Origin of the sequence: Limnohabitans sp. YIMB22184 (assembly GCF_048020265.1) — a bacterium.
Taxonomy (GTDB): Bacteria; Pseudomonadota; Gammaproteobacteria; order Burkholderiales; family Burkholderiaceae_C; genus Limnohabitans_A.
Window position 1 is genome coordinate 2329283 of the sequence record NZ_CP171843.1, and the last position, 20767, is coordinate 2350049.

The window sequence follows — 20767 nt, forward strand, 5'->3', positions numbered from 1 at the left end:
TCGGGTGACCACATGACGCAACACCCCTCAAGCCTCGAACGCCACATGCCCGCCAACCACAGTGGCCAACACGCGACCAGGCAGCTCGTAGCCGGAAAACGGCGTGCTCTTGCCTTGGCTGCGCAGCGAAGCTTCGGTCACAAGCCAATGGCCCTCGGTCGACAGCACGCAGACATCGGCCACGCCGCCCACCGCCAGATGACCCACCGAGTCCTGCAGGCTGCCCAGCGTCGACCCCAGCACACGGGCCGGGTCGGCCGTGATGCGCGACAACACTTGCGATAAAGGCAGCCCGGACTCTTGTCCCCACTTGAGCGCCAGGCTCCACAGCAGCTCCATGCCCGTGGCGCCGGGCTCGGCCTCGGCAAACGGCAGCGCCTTGGCGTCGGCATCCACCGGGGTATGGTCGGACACCAGCACATCCAGGGTGCCGTCAACCAAACCTGCGCGCAGGGCATCGCGGTCGCGCTGCTGGCGCAACACGGGCACCAGGCGCGCACGGCTGTCGAAGTAGCCCATGTCGGCATCGGTCAGGTGCAGCGAGTTGATGCTCACGTCGGCTGTGACCGGCAGGCCCTCGGCCTTGGCCTGGCGGATCAGCTCAACACCCTGGGCGCTGCTGATGCGGCACAGGTGCACGCGAGCACGCGTGCTGCGCACCAGCTCAAAAATCGTGTGCAGGGCAATGGTTTCGGCCGCCACCGACACGCCCGACAGGCCCATGCGTGTGGCCAAAGCGCCACTGGCGGCCACGCCCTTGCCCAGGTGCAACTCTTGTGGACGAAGCCAGACGGTGAAGCCAAAGGTGCTGGCGTATTGCAAGGCGCGTTGCAGCACCTGCGTACTGGGGATCGGCACCTCGGCCTGAGAAAAACCCACACAACCCGCAGCCGTGAGCTGGCCCATTTCGGTCAGCACCTCGCCTTTGAGGCCCACGGTCAATGCGCCCAAGGGCAAAACGCGGGCCTGGTGCAGTTTTTCGGCGCGGTAGCGCAGCATCTCGACCAGACCGGGTTCGTCCAGCACGGGATCGGTGTCGGGTGAGCAAACCAGGCTGGTCACGCCTCCGGCCACGGCGGCGGCCATTTCGCTCTCCAGCATGCCTGCGTGCTCCTGGCCGGGTTCGCGCAAGCGCGCCGCCAGGTCCACCAGGCCTGGGGCCACGATGCAGCCCTTGGCGTCGATCACGCGGTTGGGGTTGAAGTCGGCGGGCGCCTGACCCATGGCCACGATGCGACCGGCAGCGATCGCCAGATCGGCGATTTGGTCAAAGCCGCTGGCGGGGTCGATCACGCGGCCGTTTTGGATGAGTAGTTTCATGGTGTCAGTCCTCACGCCTCATTGCCGGCCACGATGCTCATCACCGCCATGCGCACGGCGATGCCAAAGGTCACCTGCGGCAGGATCACGCTTTGTTGCCCATCGACCACGGCGGAATCAATCTCCACACCCCGGTTGATCGGCCCCGGGTGCATGACGATGGCGTCGGGCTTGGCCAGTTGGAGTTTTTCGGGGGTTAGGCCAAAGCTCTCGAAGTATTCCTGACTGGATGGCAATAGCGCACCGCTCATGCGCTCGTTTTGCAGGCGCAGCATGATGACCACATCGCAGCCCTTAATACCCTCTTCGAGGTTGTTGAACACGCGCACACCCATTTGCGCCATGTCGGCGGGCACCAGGGTTTTAGGGCCGACCACACGCACTTCGGCGCAGCCCAAGGTAGTGAGCGCATGGATGTCGGAGCGCGCCACGCGCGAATGCAGCACGTCGCCCACGATGGCCACGGTCAGGTTGGAAAAATCCTTCTTGTAGTGCCGGATGGTGTACATGTCCAGCAGGCCCTGGGTGGGGTGGGCGTGGCGACCGTCACCCGCGTTGACCACGTGCACATGGGGCGCGACATGCTGGGCAATCAGGTACGGCGCGCCCGATTCGCTGTGCCGCACTACAAAGATGTCGGCGGCCATGGCGCTCAGGTTGGCGATGGTGTCGAGCAGCGACTCGCCCTTGCTGGCCGACGAACGCGCAATGTCGAGCGTGTAGACATCGGCCGACAGGCGGGTGGCCGCGATGTCGAAGGTGGTGCGGGTGCGGGTGCTGTTTTCAAAAAACAGGTTGAACACGCTCTTGCCGCGCAAAAGGGGTACCTTTTTTACCTCGCGGTCACTCACGCTGACGAAGCTGGCCGCCGTGTCGAGGATGTGCGTCAGGATGTCCTTGGACAGGCCCTCGGTGGAGAGCAGGTGGATCAGCTCGCCGTTCTTGTTGAGTTGGGGGTTGTTGCGTTTGTAGAGCATGTTGTTTTCACCTCAATCAGGCTTTGTTCTCCACTTCAAAACTGAAACGGCCTGCCGCGTCGCGGGCCAGCGCCAGCGATTGCGTCTCCGGCAGGGCCACTCGGGCGGCGGCAAAGTCGGCCTGGATGGGCAGCTGGCGACCACCCCGGTCCACCAACACGGCCAGCTGCACCCGGGCCGGTCGGCCGTAGTCAAAAATTTCATTCAGCACGGCACGGATGGTGCGGCCCGTGTACAGCACATCGTCGAGCACCAGAATATCGGCCCCATCGACCTCAAAAGGCAGGCTGGTCTGGCCGCCTGCAGACAGGCCGCGCTGGGCGAAGTCGTCACGGTGCATGACCGAAGAGACCTGCCCTGACTCGCCGCTCAGACCCAGGTCGCGCTGCAGGCGCTCGGCCAGCCAGGCCCCGCCCGAGGTGATGCCCACTAGGCGGGTATGGGCCGTGCAAAGGCTGCGCACACCGCGCAGCAGCTCCAAATAAAGGGCCTCGGCGTTCAGAGCCAGTGCGCTCATGGGATGTTCCTTAAAAATTGGTCCAGGATGATCGCCGCCGCCGCCGCATCGGCATCTTTGGCGCCATATGAATGCGCTTCGGTGGTGGTGTAACGCTCATCCACCTCGTACACCACCAAGCCAAAACGGCCGCGCAACTGGCGACCGAACTTGCGGGCACGCAGGGTGTTTTCGTGCTCCCCGCCATCGGGGTGGGTGGGCACACCGATCACCAGCGCGTCGGGCTGCCACTCTTTGATGCGTTTGGCGATGTGCTCAAACCGGGCGTCGCCCTCTGCCGCGATGGTGCCTTGCGGGGTGGCGGTTTTCATCAGCCGGTTGCCTACAGCCACGCCAGTACGCTTGAGGCCGTAGTCAAAGGCCAAAAAACTCTGGTGGTTGGCGGGAACGGTGTTCTCGGGAGTGCTGCTCATGCGTGCCCCGCGTCAGGCGAGAGCATCCAGCTTTTGAGCCCCAACAGGTCCAGGGCGCGGTCGTAGCGCTCGGCCATGGGCACCTCAAACACCACATCGGCCGAAGCGGGCACGGTGAGCCAGGTGTTTTCGCCCAGCTCGGACTCCAGCTGCCCCTCGCCCCAGGCCGCATAACCCAGCGTGACCAGCACACGGCGTGGCCCAGCGCCCGAAGAAAGGGCTTCGAGCACATCCCGCGACGTGGTCATCTCCAGCCCGCCAGGCACAGTGAGGGTGGAGGCGTAAATGGAGCCGCCATCCAGTTCAGGCTTGTCCATGCGCACCGGGTCGTGCAGCACAAAACCGCGCTCGGTCTGCACCGGGCCGCCGTGGCCCACCGGCTTGTCCACCAAGTCTTCACGACGCAGGGGCAAATCCACCTTGTCGAACAACAAGCGCATGCTGATGTCGGCCGGTTTGTTGATGATCAGACCCATGGCCCCACGGTGGCTGTGCTCGCACATGTAAACGACACTGCGGGCAAATGTCTCGTCCTCCAACCCGGGCATGGCGATCAGGAAATGATGCTTGAGGTCAATGGAGGCAGAATCGGCGGTCATGCGCCGATTTTAGCGGCCCCGTTTTTGCCAACGGAGCCACAGGTGCATTGTTTGACCCCAACCGGTATACCCCGATGGAAACCCCTTTTTCTTGTGGCCTGGTCTGGCTGCGGCGCGACCTGCGCGTCAGTGACCATGCGGCCCTGCACCAAGCCCTCAAGCACTGCCAACGCGTGCATGTGGCCTTCGTCTTTGACACCGAGATTCTGGACGCCCTGCCCCGCGCGGACAGGCGGGTCGAATTCATCCGCGAATCGCTGGTCGAAGTTGATGAGCGTTTGCGCGAACTGGCGAGCGACCCGAAGGCGGGCCTGATCGTGCGTCACGGCGTGGCCAAGGACAAAATCGTCAAACTGGCCCAGCACCTGCAAGCGCAGGCCGTGTTTGCCAACCACGACGACGAGCCGCTGGCACTGGCCCGCGACATCCAGGTGCGTGGCCACCTGGCCGACCACGGCATCGTGCTGCACACCTTCAAGGACCATGTGGTTTTTGAGCGTAACGAGGTGCTGACCCAGTCGGCCAAGCCCTTCAGCGTGTTCACACCCTACAAAAACGCCTGGCTGAAGAAAGTCACACCCGAAGACCTGCAGGCTTTCGAGGTGGCAGCGCTGGCCAAACGCCTGGCACCACGCCCCGACGATCTGGCGCACCCTGTGCCCAGCCTGGCCGACATCGGCTTTGAGCCCACCAATTTGCAAGCGCTGAAAATCCCCACGGGTGAGTCGGGCGCGCAGGCCTTGCTGCAGGACTTTCTGACCCGCATCGACCATTACGAAGACACGCGCAACTTCCCAGCCGTCAAAGGCCCCAGTTATTTGAGCGTACATTTGCGCTTTGGCACTGTGTCGATCCGCGAGCTGGCACGCAAGGCGCATGCCCGCATGCAGGCGGGCAGCACGGGGGCGAGTGTGTGGCTGTCGGAGTTGATCTGGCGGGACTTTTATGTGCAGGTGCTGCACAACTTTGCGCATGTGGGCCAAGGCCAAAGCTTCAAACACGACTACGACGCCATCCGCTGGGAACACGGCCCGCACGCCCACAAGCTGTTTGACGCTTGGTGCGAAGCGCGCACCGGCTACCCGTTGGTGGACGCGGCCATGCGCCAGATCAACCAGACAGGCTACATGCACAACCGCCTGCGCATGGTGGTGGCGAGCTTTTTGGTGAAGGATTTAGGCATTGACTGGCGTTGGGGCGAAAAGTACTTCGCTACGCACCTGAACGACTTTGATTTGTCGGCCAACAACGGCGGCTGGCAATGGGCCAGCTCCAGCGGGTGCGATGCACAGCCCTACTTTCGCATCTTCAACCCGATCAACCAAAGCGAAAAGTTCGACCCCGAAGGCAAGTTCATCCGCCGATATCTGCCTGAACTGGCAGACTTGCCGACGGCCGCACTGCACGCACCCTGGCTGGCCAAGCCCATGGAGTTGCAAGCGGCGGGGGTGGTGATTGGCAAGACCTACCCAGCACCCATCGTGGACCACGCCGAAGCGCGAGAGAAAACGCTGGCGCGGTATGCGGTGGTCAAGAAAAGCGCGGACTGATCAGATGGCGACCATCTCGAAGTCTTCCTTGCGGGCTGCGCATTCGGGGCAGGTCCAGTTCATGGGCACATCCTCCCATTTGGTGCCGGGGGCAATGCCGTGCTCGGGGTCGCCTGCGGCTTCGTCGTAGATCCAGCCGCAAATCAGGCACATCCAGGTTTTGTGTTCCATCACAGTGTCGCAATCAGAGAGTCGAATAGAATGATTTGATTGTATCGGGCGAGCCCGGTGCCCGGCTGAAGACCTTCTGAAGCACACTGCAATTCGCCTTTCATGACCGATCACAAGCCCGAATTCCCAACCGAGACCGACGTGCTGGATGCCGAGGACGCTGCGGGCTTGGCCTGCGTCCTCTCCTTCAATGCCAACGACCCCAGCGGCGCAGGAGGCCTGACCTGCGACGCGACCGCCATGGCTTCGGTCGGGGCACATTGCATGCCGGTATGTACCGGTGCTTATGTGCGGGACACCACCAGCATCACCGACTTTTACCCCCTTGACGAAGAAGCCGTACACGACCAGGCCCGCGCCGTGGCCGAAGACGTACCCGTGCAAGTCATCAAAGTCGGCTTTGTGGGCACACCGGAGAGCCTGGCAGTGATTGCTGAACTCTCGGACGACTACGACGGCGTGCCGGTGGTGGCTTACATGCCCAATTTGTCCTGGTGGGAAGACGACAAGATCGACGCTTATCTGGACGCTTTTCGCGAATTGCTGCTGCCGCAGACCAGTGTGCTGGTCGGCCACCACAGCACCCTGCGCCGCTGGCTGCTGCCGGAATGGTCGGGCGAGCGCAACCCCGGGCCACGCGACATTGCCAAAGCTGCCGCTGAGTTGGGCGTGCCCTACACCCTGGTGACCGGCCTGCCCTTGCCCGACCAGCACATTGACAACGCCTTGGCCTCGCCCGAAACCGTCTTGGCCCACGAAAAGTTTGAGCGCATCGAGGCCGTATTTGCCGGCGCAGGTGACACCCTGACCGCGGCCCTTGCCGCTTTGCTGGCCACCGGCATGGATCTGCCCGAAGCCACCAGCGAAGCCCTGCATTACCTCGACCGCTGTCTGGATGAGGGTTTTCGGCCCGGTATGGGCCAGGTCATTCCAGACCGCCTGTTTTGGGCACTGCCTGAAGGCGAAGAAAGCGACGGCGAAGAAGGCCCCGAAGTTCATCCCGGCGCCGATTACTTTGAAGTGCCATTCAACGAAACCAAACATTGAAGCCAGAGACAAGCCCCATGACTGACCGCAACCAAACCCTTTTTGACCGCGCCGCCCAAGTGATCCCCGGTGGGGTCAACTCGCCTGTGCGCGCCTTCCGCGCCGTGGGGGGCACCCCCCGTTTTGTGCAGCGTGCCCAAGGCGCTTATTTCTGGGACGCCAACGGCCAAAAATACATTGACTACATCGGCTCCTGGGGCCCGATGATCCTGGGCCACGGCCACCCTGCCGTGCTCGAAGCTGTGCAAAAAGCAGCCCTCGACGGTTTCTCCTTTGGTGCCCCCACCGAGCGCGAAATCGAGCTGGCCGAAGAAATCATCAAGCACGTGCCGTCCATGGAAATGGTGCGCCTGGTCAGCTCGGGCACCGAGGCGGGCATGAGCGCACTGCGCTTGGCTCGTGGGGCCACCGGCCGCACCAAGTTCATCAAGTTCGAAGGCTGCTACCACGGCCACTGCGATGCGCTGCTGGTCAAGGCCGGCTCGGGTCTGGCCACCTTTGGCAACCCCACCAGCGCAGGCGTGCCGCCCGAAGTGGTGCGCGACACCCTGGTGCTGGAATACAACAACATCGCGCAACTCGAAGAAGCATTTCAGCTGCACGGCCAAGAATTGGCCTGCGTGATGATCGAGCCGATTGCGGGCAACATGAACTTTGTGCGCGCCAGCGTGCCCTTCATGAAACGCTGCCGCGAGCTGTGCAGCGAACACGGCGCGCTGCTGGTGTTTGACGAAGTGATGTCAGGTTTCCGCGTGGCTCTGGGAAGTGCGCAAAGCGTCTACGCCCAAGCCATCCCCGGATTCAAGCCCGACATGACGGTGCTGGGCAAAGTGATCGGCGGCGGCATGCCGCTGGCGGCCTTTGGTGGCCCGCGCGAGATCATGCGCCAATTGGCGCCCACCGGCCCGGTCTACCAGGCCGGCACGCTCAGCGGCAACCCGGTGGCCACCGCCTGTGGCCTGGCCACGCTGCGCGAGATTGCCAAACCCGGCTTTTTTGATGCCCTGGGCGCTCGCACCAAAAGCCTCGTGGACGGGCTGACGGGCGCTGCCGCTGCGGCGGGTGTGCCCTTTGTGGGCGATTGCCAAGGTGGCATGTTCGGCTTTTTCCTGCTGCCCGAGTTGCCACAAAACTATGCCAAAGTGATGACCAGCGACAGCCCCAAGTTCAACAAACTGTTCCATGGCTTGCTCGATGGTGGCGTGTACATCGCGCCTGCGCTGTACGAAGCCGGTTTTGTGAGCGCAGCGCACACCGAAGCCGACATCGCCGAGACCGTGCGTGTGGCCTCTGACGTGTTCAAAACACTCTGAGCTGAGCCATGAAGCAAGTGGCAGGCCTGATCTGTGCTGTCCTTGCAGGGCTGGCCACGCCAGCGCATGCCGACTTTGAAGTCAATCGGCTGTGGGTCAATGCCGGTTTTTATTCAGCGCACTTTGACACGGACAAAGGCCTGCGTAACGCCAATCCGGGCGTTGGGTTTGAATACACGCTGAACGAGCATTGGAGCGCCACCGCAGGGCGCTTCATCAACAGCAACGACGCCAACTCCAGTTACATTGGGGCTTATTACCAGCCTTGGCGCGTGGGCTCAGTCAAGCTGGGCGTGGTTGCTGGCGCTTTCAATGGTTACCCCAAAGCCTTTGACGGCGGCTGGTTTCCAGCCGTGATCCCGACCGCCAGCCTCGAAAGCGGCCGCTGGGGCCTGAATGTGGCGCTGGTGCCGCCGCTCAAAGACCGGCTATACGGCGCTTTGAGCTTTCAGCTCAAGTACCGATTTCAGTCGGAGGACTGATTCGGAAAATCAGGCAACCCGCTCACCCGAATCGCCCGGAATACCTGCCGAAACTGACCCTACGCAAGCAAGTCGATCTGGCAGTGCCCGGTAGCTGAACAAACCGGCGATAATCCGCGCCTGCATTCACGTCCGGACCGGGCGCCTGCCTACTCCCTTGGACTCACCATGAAAAAAAATTTCTCCCTGCAAGCCGAAGGCAAACACCCCGACCGCGTGCTCGAAGCCGTCAAACACGACATTCGCAAATACTTCAAGCGCGAGCGCAACCGCGATGTGCCCAAAGGCGTGGACTTTTGGGACTTTGACTGCAAAGTGGGACTGACGGCCGACAACGCCGAAGTGGTGCGTGTGAGCGGGGTGATCGACGCGGTGGATGCGGCAGCCAAGTCAGGCGCGACGTCGGTGTACGTGGAGATTTTGAGCAAGCACGGCATGCGTGTGCTCAAGGCGCAAGACCCAAGCGGTGTTGAAGACCACTTTGACAATCTGAACAAGGCCTGATTTTTCAGGCCCTCGTCGCAAAAACCGGCACCAATGAATGCCCGATCGGGTCGGGCATGAGACAACCCGGGGCCAGATTGATCGGGCTACTCTGGCGTCTTCGAAGCCGCAGCTTCAGCGGCAGCCGCCCGCAACTTGTCTTTCTTGCTGGGCCTTGAACCTTTGACACCGCCATTGCCGGGTGAAGGCAGTGGCGGGGTTTCGGTGGGCTCAAAGCCTGGGATTTGCTCCAAAGCGAGTTCCAGGCTTTCGCGTTTCTGGATCAACTGCCAGTGCGCCAGCGCAGCGGCGGTGACAAAGCTCACCGCGTCTCCGTGCGCCCCGGCCCGACCAGTGCGGCCAATGCGGTGGGTGTAATCGGTGGCCGAGCGCGGCAGGTCGTAGTTGACGACCACGGGCAGCATGGCGATGTCGATGCCGCGTGAGGCCAGGTCGGTGGTGACCACCACGTCCCAGCGGCCGGCTTTGAATTCGCTCAACACTTCTTGCCGTGCACCTTGGCTCATCTCGCCATGGAAAGGCGTGGCGTAAATACCCGCTTTGTAGAGCTTGCCCGCCACATGCTCACAGGCATAGCGCGTGGCCACAAACACCAGCACCTGCTTCCAGCCGTTTTCTTGGATGAGGTGGCGCAGCAAGGCGGTGCGGCTTTTCTCATCCACGCGGATAGCGCGTTGGGTGATGTCGGGTTGATGACCTTCAAAAGCCTCCACCGTGATGCGCACAGGCTGGTGCAGCAACTTAGCGGCCAAAGTTTCCACCTCGGGCGCAAATGTGGCTGAAAACAAGAGCGTCTGACGCCGAGCAGGCAGCAGTCCCAACACACGTTGCAGCTCGTCAGCAAAACCCAGGTCCAGCAGGCGGTCGGCTTCGTCCAGCACAAGGTGCTGCACATCGGCCAGGCGCACAGCGTTTTGGTCGATCAGGTCGAGCAAGCGGCCAGGTGTGGCCACCACGATGTCTGCCCCGCCGCGCAGCGCCATCATTTGCGGATTGGCCGAAACACCGCCAAACACGGTGTTCACCTTGAGTGACTGCGGCAGTTTGTACGCCAAATTGGTCAGCACGTCACCCACTTGCACCGCCAGCTCGCGCGTAGGCACCAGCACCAACACACGCACCGGGCGGCGAAAGTTGGTCTGGCGCGGCGAAGCCAACAAGTGCTGCAACAGCGGCAGCGCAAAAGCAAGGGTCTTGCCAGAGCCGGTGGGCGCAGTGGCCCACACGTCGGACGACTTCAAAACCGCCGGAATCGCCTCGACCTGGATAGGTGTGGGGGCGTACAAGCCCATGTCACCCACAGCGCGCAAAAGCGCGGGGGTCAGGCCAAGTTGATCAAAATTCACTCAGTGGTTTCTGTGTTGGTTGAAAAAGTTGCTCACTGTCCGCTGCATGGCAGTTCCATCATTGGACTGCCACGCTTCGCTCGCAGTGACGGGAAGCACTCAATGGCGGAAGTGACGCACACCCGTGAAGACCATCGCCACGCCGCGCTCGTTGGCGGCGTCGATGACCTCTTGGTCGCGCATCGAACCGCCGGGCTGGGCCACGCAAGTCGCACCGGCGTCCACCACCACGTCGAGACCATCGCGGAAGGGGAAGAAGGCATCGCTCGCCACAACGGTGTTTTGCAGGCTCAACTTCGCGGCCTCGGCCTTGATGCTGGCGATGCGGGCGGAATCGAGGCGGCTCATTTGGCCTGCGCCCACACCCATGGTCATGCCATTTTTGCAGAACACGATGGCGTTGGATTTGACGAACTTGGCCACTTTCCAGGCGAACAGCAGGTCATGAAGCTCTTCAGGCGTGGGTTGCTTGACGGTGACGATCTTCATGTCGGCCAAGGCCAGCTCGTGGTTGTCGGCACTTTGCAGCAACAGACCCGAGCCCACGCGCTTGGTCTCCAAAGCGTTGCGCACATCGCCGTAATTGGCGGGCAAAGCGATTTTCATCAGGCGCACATTGACTTTGCTCTTGAACACTTCCAGCGCTTCGGCGCTGAAGTCGGGGGCCATCAGCACTTCGACGAATTGCTTGCTCACGGCTTCGGCAGCGGCCTTATCCACCGGGCGGTTGAAGGCGATGATGCCGCCGAACGCGCTGGTGGGGTCGGTCTGGAAAGCTTTGCTGTAAGCCTCGAACGCCGTGGTACCCACGGCAACGCCGCAGGGGTTGGCGTGTTTGACGATCACACACGCAGAGGTCTCGAAGCTCTTGACGCATTCCCACGCCGCATCGGCGTCGGCGATGTTGTTGTAGCTCAGTTCTTTGCCCTGGAGTTGCACGCCGGTGGCGAGCGATCCCGCAGCCGGGACCAGGTCGCGGTACCACGCAGCTTGCTGGTGGCTGTTTTCGCCGTAGCGCAGGTCTTGCACCTTGACGTATTGCTCGTTGAACTGGCCTGAGAACTGGGCGCGCTCGGGCACGTAGGTTTCGCTCAGCTTTTCGGCTTCAAAGTTCACGCTCGACAAGTAATTGCTGATCGCGCCGTCGTATTGGCTGATGCGGTTGAACGCGGCCACGGACAAAGAAAAGCGCAGTTTATCGCTGAGTTTGCCGTTGGCCTTGAGTTCAGTAATCACGTCCGCGTATTGGCTGGCATCGGTCACGATGCCCACGTCTTTCCAGTTTTTGGCGGCAGAGCGGACCATGGCGGGCCCGCCAATGTCGATGTTCTCGATGGCGTCGGCCAGTGTGCAGCCGGGCTTGGCCACGGTGGCTTCAAAGGGGTAGAGGTTGACGATGAGCAAATCAATCGTGTCGATGTTGTGCGCCTTGAGGGCCGCCATGTGCTCGGGGGTGTCGCGACGCGCCAACAAACCGCCGTGCACTTTGGGGTGCAGTGTTTTCACACGGCCATCGAGCATTTCGGGGAAGCCGGTGACCTCTGCCACCTCGGTCACGGGCAAGCCTTGCTCGGCCAGGAGTTTGGCGGTGCCGCCAGTGGAGATCAGGCCCACACCCAAAGCGTGCAGTTCTTTCGCCAGATCAACGATGCCGGTTTTGTCAGAGACAGAGATGAGGGCTCTCATGGGGACTTTCTTTCTTATTTATTTCAACAAATCGTGCTCGAGCAATTTCTTGCGCAAGGTGTTACGGTTCAGACCCAGCCATTCCGCAGCGCGCGACTGGTTCTGGCCAGACTGGGTCATCACCACGTCCAGCAGCGGCTTTTCGACCAGCTTGACCAGCATGTCGTAAAGACCTGTGGGATCGGTACCGTCCAGGTCACGGAAGTAAATATCCAGGTTGTCCCGGATGCAGTTTTCAATCGATTGGGGTTCGCTCATGGCGTGGTCTCTAAATCGGTGCAGGCCTCAGGGCGCAAGGGCTGGTGCCGGGGCAGGCGCTCCATCTGCTCGGCCAGGCCGTCCAGATAGGCGGCCACGGCAGCCAGTTGCGTGGCTGCAGTCTCCAAGGTGTTCATGTGTTCACGAAAAGCATCACCACCGGGCAGTGTGCGCACATACCAGCCGATGTGTTTGCGGGCCGAGCGCACGCCGGTGTATTCGCCATACAGACCATAGTGGTCTTCAAGGTGTTCCAGCAGGGCGCGGCGCACCTCAGCGACCAAGGGCGGGGCGAGGTGTTCGCCCGTGGCCAGAAAGTGGCCTATTTCGCGAAAAATCCAGGGGCTGCCTTGCGCGGCGCGGCCAATCATCACGGCGTCGGCGCCCGTGAACTTGAGCACATCGCGGGCCTTTTCGGGCGAGTCGATGTCACCATTGGCCACCACCGGGATCTTGAGCGCGGCTTTGACGGCGGCCACGGTGTCGTATTCGGCCAGGCCCTTATAGCCCTGCTCACGGGTGCGGCCGTGCACGGTGACCATCTGAACCCCAGCGCTTTCAGCGGCACGGGCCAGGCTCAGGGCGTTCTTTTCGGCATCGCACCAACCGGTGCGCATCTTCAGGGTCACGGGCACGCCGTGGGGCAAAGCCGCTTCGACCACCGCACTGATGATCTCCAGCGCCAGCGGCTCGTCTTGCATCAGGGCCGATCCGGCCCATTTGTTGCAAACCTTTTTGGCTGGGCAGCCCATGTTGATGTCGATGATCTGCGCGCCCCGGTCGATGTTGTAGCGCGTGGCGTCGGCCATCATCTGCGCTTCGGTACCCGCGATCTGCACAGCGATCGGGCCGGGCTCACCGTCGTGGTTGGCGCGGCGCGAGGTTTTGAGCGAAGCCCACAAATCTGGCCGGGAAGTCACCATTTCACTCACGGCATAGCCCGCACCGAACTGCTTGCACAGCTGGCGAAACGGCCGGTCCGTCACCCCCGCCATGGGGGCCACGAACAAGTTGTTCGGCAATGGGTAAGGGCCAATCTGCATGACAGGGGTGCGTTGCGAAAAGGGGGAATGCCTAAAAAGGAGGCACTATTGTAGTTGCTTAATATTTCAGCAACCGAAAGGAAACTGTGCTAAGCGCTGGGGCCATGCCTGCGCGCCATCGCTTGCGGCATGGCCCATCCCGCTACACTGAGTCAGATGGAAATCTGGCTCACTCAATTGCTGCAATGGCTGGCCCTGCCACAACACGGCCTGAGCACCGTGTTCGTCGTGTCGTTCATCTCGGCCACCTTGCTGCCCATGGGCTCCGAGCCCGCCGTGTTTGGCCTGGTCAAACTCAACCCCGAACTGTTTTGGCCCGCCATCGTGGTGGCTACCACCGGCAACACCCTGGGCGGCATGCTGAGCTGGTGGATGGGCTGGGGCACGCACCAGGCGGTGGACCGCTGGCGCCATTCCAGCACAGACCAACGCGCCTTGAAATGGCTGAAAGCCCTCGGCCCCAAAGCCTGCCTGCTGTCGTGGCTGCCCGTGGTGGGCGACCCCATTTGCGCTGTGGCCGGCTGGCTCAGGATGCCATTTTGGTCGTGCACGCTGTACATGGCCCTGGGCAAATTCGGGCGTTACGTGGTGATGACGGGCGGGCTGCTTTGGTTTTTTCCTTAGCAATGGGCATGGACTTATGTCACAGCAAGCCGCCGTGGGCCTGAATCCATCCACCGTTTCAGATTGTCTAAAAACATCTGCCACACCCGTGGCTCATGGCGATCCGAATGACCCGCAGCGTGCGGCATCACCATCACCTGAAGCGTGGCCCACAAAGCGGAGGACATCTGCAAGGTTCGCAGGCAAAAACATCCAAAAATGCCCCCTAAATGACCACGCTGCAAGGCCGCAATCAAACCAGGCTCATCGACGACCTAACCCCGTTCGACATTGATCAGGTGGGTGCCCTGGGGCAAGCAAGACAGCGCATTGGCATTCACCAGATACCGCATTGTGTCGGTCAATGGGCAGACCGATACCATACAGTCAGTGTGCAGCAAAACCTCCCGCCAATTAACGAAACTGACCATTTGCACAGGCTGCTGATGCTGCGCGCCATAGACCGTCATATTCTGTCTGAAGGCCATCACATGCAACGCCAAGCCCTGAAGCAACATCGACAGTGACTGTCCGCTGGCAGTGCTGTGCTGTCAAGATCGCCCGTGCACTGCGCCATTCTGTCACTGCTGACGGTTGATCAAGGGCGGCCAGTCAAAGCCATCGCACAGGCCGACAAATTTGGAAACGCACCGTCAACGGGCACACGTGCATCTGGCACCCACTGCCCCCCCTCTTGCACAATGAGGTAAGCGGCTTGCAACTTAGCAGCCCGCGCAGCTTGAATGTCCGATAGGCGATCACCGATCAACATCGAATCAGACAAAGAGATGCCTAGCTCGGTGGCGGCTTGGATGATCAGCCCAGGCAAAGGTTTGCGACATACACACGCGACCGCCCACTTGCCAATGATCCCCTCTGGGTGATGAGGGCAGTGATAAATGCCATCCAACTCCACACCGTGTGTCCGGAGCACCGCCATCATTTGTACGTTCAAATCCAAGTGATCATTTTCATCGAAATAACCCCGCGCCAAACCGGACTGATTGGTCACGATGACCAGTGCATAGCCTGCATCTTGGAATCTCTTCAATCCTTCAACGGCACCGGGTAGAAATTCAAAATCCGACCATCGCCCCACATAACCAGCATCCAGGTTGATGACGCCATCACGGTCAAGGAAAATAGCCCGGCGCGCAGAGCGGGCATTGAAGCGTGTCCCACGAACCCGCTTCAGCAGCGAGCTCGTCGAGTAACCAGGGGTAAATTCAATCGCCAAGGCTTGTCCACCCGATTCACGAACCCATCGAGCTTCAGGCAGAACTTCCATGTCGTAGTCACCACCTTTGACATAAATATCAGGGCTAATTTCACGAATCAACTCAAGTGGTGTCTTGTCATCAAAAAAAGTGACCAAAGAGACCGACGATAACGCCGCCAACAGCACCGCCCTGTCTACTTCTGTGTTGAGCGGCCGGTCATCTCCTTTGCCGAGCATTCGGACGGAAGCGTCTGTATTAAGTCCGACCACCAACGAAGCCCCTAAGCTTCGGGCCCGTTCCAAATAGTGAACATGACCCTTGTGCACGATATCAAACACCCCATTGGTGAACACCCATGGGCGTGGCAACCCTGCCAACCGATTCATCAACTCGCTACGCGGGCATATTTTGTCGTCCAGCATCATGCCCCCAACAACTCCGTTGCGCTCAATGTGGCAGTCCCAAATTTAGCGACCACCAAGCCTCCCGCTCGATTGGCCAACGTCATCGCATGCACCAATGGGACACCCGAAGCCACCAACATAGCCAACACAGCAATCACGGTATCGCCAGCACCTGTGACATCCGCGATCTCGACCTGTTGTGCAGGCAAATGCACCCGACGCTCGGGCTCAAAAAGAGTCATCCCCTCTTCAGCCCGGGTCAATACAAGCGATCGGATATCCAACGAATCGCACAGCTGAGTGACTTTCATTCGAAGTTGATCTTCGTCCTGCCAAGGGCCAATGATGTGCATCAACTCCTGGCGATTAGGGGTAATGAGGTCCGCTCCTTTATATTTCGAAAAATCATGCCCTTTGGGATCCACCAAGACCTTCAAGCCATTTTGCTTAGCCAACGCGATCATCTGTTGGACGTCCACCAGCGCACCTTTGGCATAGTCAGAAATCAACACCGCATGGTGATCCAGAAGGTCGTTTGAAAAATGTTCGAACAAGGTAGCCAACGCCTTTTCACCAGGTCGATCTTCAAAATCAGCACGCATCATTTGTTGTGACCTGGCAACGAGACGCCATTTCATGGTCGTGCGCAAGCCTTCGTCACCCACCAATCGGGCCGAGATACCCGAGCGCTTCAACAGACGGCTGAGTTCATCGCCTGCAGCATCGCAACCCACAATACTTTGTAAACCGACTTGCCCCCCGAGGGCCTTGATGTTCATAGCCACATTGGCTGCGCCACCAAGCCGGGTCTCCTCCTCCATCACTTGCAAAATAGGAACAGGTGCTTCCGGCGAAATCCGAAAAACATCACCCATCAAATACCTGTCCAGCATCACATCGCCAACAACCAGCACTTTGCTGCTTGCCATGACAGCCGCCATGTCCATGGGGGTAAGTTCAGTGGGGTTCATAGCGCTAACAGTTCGGTAGAGAGGCCTTGCTCAACCAACTCACACAGGGTGTGGATCAGCAAAATATGGGCTTCTTGAATCCTGGCAGTGTTGGCAGATTCGACCACCAAACACAAATCACAATGTGACTTTAAAGCCCCACCGCCTTTACCCGTCAAGCCCAAGACAAAAACACCAGATTGCCGGGCCTGGATGGCCGCACGAATCACGTTGGCCGAATGCCCCGACGTTGACAACGCAATCAGCACATCCCCAGACCGACCAAGACCTTGAACTTGGCGCGCGAAAATTTGGTCAAACGCGTAATCGTTGGCGATACACGTCAAGATTGAGGTGTCACTGGTCAAAGCAATTGCAGCGTAAGGTTGTCTGGATTTCTGGAAGCGACCCATCATCTCTGCTGCAAAATGTTGGGCATCCGAGGCGGACCCCCCGTTACCGCAGAGCATCAGTTTCCCACCGCTCTTCAAACTAGAAGCCAATATCCGCGATGCCTCCAGCACCAGATCTGAGAGTAGCGTGAGCGAGTGAATCGTCACCTCATGCTCCGCCATGTTTTTGGCCAACAACTCTGGGTTCATGGGGTAACCTCATCAAGACCTTTGACGCTGGGGTGGAGGCCATGCACCATCTCAATCACCGCCGCTTTCACTCTGGACAGGACGCCTGACCAATCATTTTTGCGCTCTTGTCGCCACTGTAGAACAGACGCGTACCACACACTGTCTTGACGACCGTGCATCCATCGCCATTCGCTTTGAAAACGATTGAGCAGCCAACAAGGCGTACCCAAAGCCCCGGCTAGATGGACCACCACGGTGTCCACAGAAATCACCAGATCCATCTGCTGGATCACTGCAGCAGTATCGGCAAAATTTTTCAAACTCTCCGACATGTCCATAACCCCCCATGACTGCAACAACTGCGCATCCTCCAAACTGCGTTCGCGTTGCAAGCTCACCCACACCACACCGGGTATGGACACCAGTTCGCTGAGCATGGACAACTTCAAACTGCGGGTCTTGTTGTGCGCCAAACCAGGATTCCCTGCCCAACACAGTCCAATGACTGTCTTTTGCTCCTGTTTGGCGTGTCGTACCAAATTGTCAAACTTCTGAGAAACTGGATACGCGGCCATGGGCTTCAAATAACCCAAAACGCCAGGGATTTGTTGGCCACGTCTCAACCCCAGTGCGAGAGGCAGACTGCCCATGGGGCAATGCCAATCAAACATGCGCGCGCGCACAACAGATTGCCCCTGCGCAGAGGTCAGCAACTGAATTTGCGGTGGGAGGTCATGGGCCAACAGCTCAAATAACTCCGGTTGTATGACCCAAGTGATTCGTGCGAACTTCCCCAGAAGTTGGGGCAAAAATCGCGCAAATTGGAGCGTGTCGCCAAAGCCTTGTTCATGGTAAACGACGATGGAATCGGTCTGCGGGCGCGTGGGCTGCCCCATCCATTGCGGGCATGAAAAACGGGGCGCCTCCTGCGGCTTGGCTTGACTCGCACCCAACCATCGCCATTCATAAAGTGGCCAGCCCCTGGTGAAATCACCTTGCATCAAATAACTCAAGGCGAGACCGAACTGCGCGGCAGCCAATTGAGGGTCTCGCGCCACGGCTTGTGCGTAGGCCTTTTGGGCGTTCCAAGGCCTTGCACAATCTAACTCCATCGCCCCCAGGTTGTTCCAAGCATCAACGAAGTCTGGGGCCAGCGTGATGGCCTTGTTCAAGCTGTCAAAGGCCAAGCTCTCTTCGCCCTGAGCCATCAAAATACTCGCGAGATTGACGTAGGCCTCCGATCTGTCGGGCTTCAATCGAACGGCCACTTCCAAGGCCTGTCTGGCCTCCCTCAAACGCTCGTGCTTTTGCAAGACATTGCCGTAATTGAGCCATCCTGCATAAAGTTTTGGGTTTGAATCGACGACTGTTTGGTGCAATGCAAGTGCTCTCTGATGATCACCTTGGTCGTACAACAAATTTCCCAAATTGCTGCACGCAGGCAAGAAGGGCTTGGGCAAACCCGCCAAGGCTTCCAATCTGGCGATGGCCTCTTGTGTGCGACCCAATTGCACCAACAGCATCGCATAGTCATTGGATAAGGCTTCATCGTTTTTCGACTTGGCCAACCAATGCGCAAAGCATAGACCCGCTTCGTCGAATCGCTTCAAGGCCACCAAGCATGCCGTTTCAATGCGCCCCATTTCAAGAGAATCGGCCTGTATGGCAAGGCATGCGCGCGCACTCTCCAAAGCCGCATCAAATTGATTGAGCTTGCGCAACGTTCGCGCCTGGGTGGCCAGCGCCTCGGCGTGCTGCGGCTCCATGCGCAACACCACATCACAAGCCCCCACCGCCTCGCGCAGACGATGGGTGGAACTCAAGGTCTTGGCAAGATTCAACCACGCATCGGAAAACTCGGGTTTAGCTGCGATCGCTTTCAACAACCATGACAATGCCTTGGCATAGTCTTTTCTTTGGGAGCATAGAACGCCTAGCAAATTCAGCGCATCTGGGTGCTCAGGCTGTTGCTTCAAGATTTCTTGATAACCTTGCGCTGCAGCATCCAAACGTCCGGCCTGGTGATGACCAAAAGCCAATTGCAGAGTGGACTGCAAATTCGTCATCACAACCCCAATTGCGTCAATTCAGCGCTGACTCGCAACAAGGCTTGCGACCAGTCACCATAACTGGTCTGCCGAACAATCCGCATGGTTTGGTACCAAGGCGTATGGGCATGCTTGAGGCCCCAACGCCAGCAGGCATCAAAGCGCGACAACATGATGGTGGGCCGGCCGATGCTGGCACTCAGGTGGGCCACCGATGTATCGACGGTCACCACGGCGTTCAGTGCCTGGCACAGCGCCGCCGTGTCCGCGAAGTCCTGCAAAGACGAGGCTGCACTCTTGATGTCAGGCAGCGCATTTTCCTGCTCTCCCTTTTGCAAGCTGACCCAGTCGATCTCAGGATGCGCTTGGATCAACTGGCGGGCTTGATCGCTGGACAAACTGCGACGACGGTCCACCAAACTGGCCAGGGGCATTTCTCGCCGCGGATTGCCAGCCCAAACGATACCAATTCGTGGCCGAACGCGACCAGTTGATGCCGGAAACCAAGCATCGAGTCGCGCCTGCCAAACCGACACAGCATCCAATTCAGGCTTCAAGTAAGGCGTTGGGTGGAACTGACTCGGGGAGAAAATACCCAAATTAAGCGGCAGGCTCATCAAGGAGACTTGATAATCCAAACCACTGGGCACCGGGTCCCCGCTTGAGAGAACATCGGCACGCATATCCAGCGTCCGAAACAAGCGCTTCAAATTCGCATCGGTCAACAAAAAGACCTGCGCACCCATTTTTTCCAGCAAGGGCACAAAGCGACAAAACTGCAGCATGTCGCCCAAGCCTTGTTCACCATGAACCAAGATGCGCTTGCCCTGGATGGCTTGGCCGGTCCAACGGGTCATGTGTTGATACGGTCCCGCCGTGAGCACTTGCAAACGTGGATCAAGTCGTGCTTCATAGAGCCGCCAACCCGGCTCCCACTGACCATCAGCCAATAAGGCCATGGCGTAATTCATCTGTCCTTCAGGGTAATCTGGTTTGAGTTCTATGGCCTTGCGGTAACAAGCCAAGGACCGTGGCAAATCACCCAACTCGCGCCATGCAGAGCCAAGATTATTTTGTACACGCGCACTGTTAGGGTCTTCCTCGGCCAGTCCCTCCAACAGCTCTTTGGCTTGTTGCGGCTGGCCTAAATCACGCAGCAAATTGGCCATGTTGTTACGGGCACCCACGTGCTGTGGATCCGCAGCCAAAATTTGTTTGAAAACTTTGAGCGCACCGTCAAAGTCACTGGTGCGCGACAGTGAACTGGCCAAATTGACCATCGCCTTCAGATAGGAAGGGTCCGCCATCAAGGCTCGCTTGTAAGCATCAACCGCTTGTCCATGCTGCTGCTGATCACTGAGCAAATTGGCCAAATTGAACCAGGCTTGTGCATGCCCTGGCGCCAAACTGAGTAACTTTCGATAGGTGGTCACCGCCAATGCCAGTTGGCCATCACTTCGCAAAATATTACCCAGATTAAAAAGCCAATCGGGTTGAAAATCACTCAAGGCAATGGCCAAGCTCAAATGGTTGATCGCTTCGCTGTGCCGACCTTGCATGCTGTGACAAACACCCAGCAACTGTCGCGCTTCGTGATCCTCTGGTTGTGCCGAGAGCACTTGCTCCAGCAGTCGTTGCAATTCGGGCAACTTGCGCGCCGACAACAATTGGCTCGCGCGGCGATTCCAGTCAAGATGACCCGGAGATATTTCTGGAGCTTTCACTTCAATTT

General features: G+C 59.4%; 22 protein-coding genes and 1 pseudogene. 6 read left to right on the forward strand and 17 right to left on the reverse strand.

Features of this window, described 5'->3' with window-relative positions; genetic code table 11:
* Nucleotides 1–27 precede the first annotated feature (27 nt).
* Genes ACHEXL_RS10695 through ACHEXL_RS10715 form a run of 5 tightly spaced genes read right to left on the reverse strand, consistent with a single transcriptional unit; the run spans nt 28 to nt 3826 of the window.
* Nucleotides 28–1320, reverse strand: a complete 1293-nt coding sequence (locus ACHEXL_RS10695) for a dihydroorotase (RefSeq protein ID WP_416559443.1) — start codon at nt 1318–1320, stop codon at nt 28–30.
* Nucleotides 1321–1331: 11 nt separating this feature from the next.
* The gene (locus ACHEXL_RS10700) at nt 1332–2297 is read right to left on the reverse strand and encodes an aspartate carbamoyltransferase catalytic subunit (protein ID WP_108427055.1); all 966 of its coding nucleotides are present in this window, start codon (nt 2295–2297) and stop codon (nt 1332–1334) included.
* Nucleotides 2298–2313: 16 nt separating this feature from the next.
* A complete protein-coding gene (pyrR, locus tag ACHEXL_RS10705) occupies nt 2314–2814 on the reverse strand; it encodes a bifunctional pyr operon transcriptional regulator/uracil phosphoribosyltransferase PyrR (RefSeq protein ID WP_416559444.1) in 501 nt (166 codons plus the stop codon).
* Nucleotides 2811–3227 carry a Holliday junction resolvase RuvX gene (gene ruvX, locus ACHEXL_RS10710; RefSeq protein ID WP_416559445.1) on the reverse strand — a complete coding sequence of 139 codons (417 nt, stop codon included), beginning with the start codon at nt 3225–3227 and terminating at the stop codon, nt 2811–2813. Before ruvX ends, pyrR begins: the two co-directional genes overlap by 4 nt.
* Nucleotides 3224–3826, reverse strand: a complete 603-nt coding sequence (locus ACHEXL_RS10715) for a YqgE/AlgH family protein (RefSeq protein WP_416559446.1) — start codon at nt 3824–3826, stop codon at nt 3224–3226. Before ACHEXL_RS10715 ends, ruvX begins: the two co-directional genes overlap by 4 nt.
* 74 nt (nt 3827–3900) lie before the next feature.
* Between ACHEXL_RS10715 and ACHEXL_RS10720 the strand changes: the two genes are divergently transcribed.
* Nucleotides 3901–5376, forward strand: a complete 1476-nt coding sequence (locus ACHEXL_RS10720) for a cryptochrome/photolyase family protein (RefSeq protein WP_416559447.1) — start codon at nt 3901–3903, stop codon at nt 5374–5376.
* On the opposite strand, the gene ACHEXL_RS10725 is transcribed toward ACHEXL_RS10720, so the two are convergent.
* On the reverse strand, nt 5377–5547 hold the full coding sequence (locus ACHEXL_RS10725) for a rubredoxin (RefSeq protein ID WP_090045047.1): 171 nt from the start codon (nt 5545–5547) through the stop codon (nt 5377–5379).
* Between the two features lie 102 nt (nt 5548–5649).
* Here ACHEXL_RS10725 and thiD point away from each other — a divergent pair, with 102 nt between their 5' ends.
* The 4 genes from thiD to ACHEXL_RS10745 all read left to right on the forward strand — a co-directional run bounded on the left by thiD (nt 5650) and on the right by ACHEXL_RS10745 (nt 8893).
* Entirely contained in the window at nt 5650–6594 is a 945-nt protein-coding gene (thiD, locus tag ACHEXL_RS10730) for a bifunctional hydroxymethylpyrimidine kinase/phosphomethylpyrimidine kinase (protein WP_416559448.1), read from the forward strand.
* Nucleotides 6595–6611: 17 nt separating this feature from the next.
* Nucleotides 6612–7907, forward strand: a complete 1296-nt coding sequence (hemL, locus tag ACHEXL_RS10735) for a glutamate-1-semialdehyde 2,1-aminomutase (RefSeq protein ID WP_416559449.1) — start codon at nt 6612–6614, stop codon at nt 7905–7907.
* Nucleotides 7908–7915: 8 nt separating this feature from the next.
* Complete coding sequence (locus ACHEXL_RS10740; protein ID WP_416559450.1) at nt 7916–8389, forward strand: hypothetical protein; 474 nt, start codon at nt 7916–7918, stop codon at nt 8387–8389.
* 168 nt (nt 8390–8557) lie between these two features.
* Nucleotides 8558–8893, forward strand: a complete 336-nt coding sequence (locus ACHEXL_RS10745; protein ID WP_416559451.1) for a DUF6172 family protein — start codon at nt 8558–8560, stop codon at nt 8891–8893.
* Nucleotides 8894–8979: 86 nt separating this feature from the next.
* Here the strand turns inward: ACHEXL_RS10745 and ACHEXL_RS10750 are convergent, their stop codons facing one another.
* From ACHEXL_RS10750 to dusB, 4 genes are all read right to left on the reverse strand, one after another.
* A complete protein-coding gene (locus ACHEXL_RS10750; protein WP_416559452.1) occupies nt 8980–10239 on the reverse strand; it encodes a DEAD/DEAH box helicase in 1260 nt (419 codons plus the stop codon).
* A gap of 99 nt (nt 10240–10338) precedes the next feature.
* Nucleotides 10339–11925 carry a bifunctional phosphoribosylaminoimidazolecarboxamide formyltransferase/IMP cyclohydrolase gene (gene purH / locus ACHEXL_RS10755; protein ID WP_416559453.1) on the reverse strand — a complete coding sequence of 529 codons (1587 nt, stop codon included), beginning with the start codon at nt 11923–11925 and terminating at the stop codon, nt 10339–10341.
* Between the two features lie 18 nt (nt 11926–11943).
* The gene (locus ACHEXL_RS10760; RefSeq protein ID WP_053171959.1) at nt 11944–12183 is read right to left on the reverse strand and encodes a Fis family transcriptional regulator; all 240 of its coding nucleotides are present in this window, start codon (nt 12181–12183) and stop codon (nt 11944–11946) included.
* Nucleotides 12180–13226, reverse strand: a complete 1047-nt coding sequence (gene dusB, locus ACHEXL_RS10765) for a tRNA dihydrouridine synthase DusB (RefSeq protein ID WP_416559454.1) — start codon at nt 13224–13226, stop codon at nt 12180–12182. Before dusB ends, ACHEXL_RS10760 begins: the two co-directional genes overlap by 4 nt.
* 156 nt (nt 13227–13382) lie before the next feature.
* Here dusB and ACHEXL_RS10770 point away from each other — a divergent pair, with 156 nt between their 5' ends.
* Complete coding sequence (locus ACHEXL_RS10770) at nt 13383–13850, forward strand: YqaA family protein (protein WP_416561344.1); 468 nt, start codon at nt 13383–13385, stop codon at nt 13848–13850.
* A 254-nt stretch (nt 13851–14104) separates the two neighbouring features.
* Here the strand turns inward: ACHEXL_RS10770 and ACHEXL_RS10775 are convergent, their stop codons facing one another.
* From ACHEXL_RS10775 to ACHEXL_RS10805, 7 genes and pseudogenes are all read right to left on the reverse strand, one after another.
* Complete coding sequence (locus ACHEXL_RS10775) at nt 14105–14347, reverse strand: NAD(P)-dependent oxidoreductase (RefSeq protein ID WP_416559455.1); 243 nt, start codon at nt 14345–14347, stop codon at nt 14105–14107.
* A gap of 80 nt (nt 14348–14427) precedes the next feature.
* Nucleotides 14428–15027 carry a D-glycero-alpha-D-manno-heptose-1,7-bisphosphate 7-phosphatase gene (locus tag ACHEXL_RS10780; protein WP_416561345.1) on the reverse strand — a complete coding sequence of 200 codons (600 nt, stop codon included), beginning with the start codon at nt 15025–15027 and terminating at the stop codon, nt 14428–14430.
* Nucleotides 15004–15471: pseudogene (locus ACHEXL_RS10785) on the reverse strand (adenylyltransferase/cytidyltransferase family protein); the annotation flags it as partial. The pseudogene ACHEXL_RS10785 and the gene ACHEXL_RS10780, both read right to left, overlap by 24 nt.
* Nucleotides 15471–16424 carry a D-glycero-beta-D-manno-heptose-7-phosphate kinase gene (rfaE1, locus tag ACHEXL_RS10790; RefSeq protein WP_416559456.1) on the reverse strand — a complete coding sequence of 318 codons (954 nt, stop codon included), beginning with the start codon at nt 16422–16424 and terminating at the stop codon, nt 15471–15473. The gene rfaE1 and the pseudogene ACHEXL_RS10785, both read right to left, overlap by 1 nt.
* The gene (locus ACHEXL_RS10795) at nt 16421–17005 is read right to left on the reverse strand and encodes a D-sedoheptulose-7-phosphate isomerase (RefSeq protein ID WP_416559457.1); all 585 of its coding nucleotides are present in this window, start codon (nt 17003–17005) and stop codon (nt 16421–16423) included. The genes rfaE1 and ACHEXL_RS10795 overlap by 4 nt, the downstream gene beginning before the upstream one ends.
* Nucleotides 17002–19053 (reverse strand): tetratricopeptide repeat protein, encoded by a 2052-nt coding sequence (locus ACHEXL_RS10800; protein WP_416559458.1) that lies wholly within the window; start codon nt 19051–19053, stop codon nt 17002–17004. Before ACHEXL_RS10800 ends, ACHEXL_RS10795 begins: the two co-directional genes overlap by 4 nt.
* Nucleotides 19053–20759: a tetratricopeptide repeat protein gene (locus ACHEXL_RS10805; RefSeq protein WP_416559459.1), complete on the reverse strand. Its 1707-nt coding sequence runs from the start codon at nt 20757–20759 to the stop codon at nt 19053–19055. The genes ACHEXL_RS10800 and ACHEXL_RS10805 overlap by 1 nt, the downstream gene beginning before the upstream one ends.
* Nucleotides 20760–20767 lie beyond the last annotated feature (8 nt).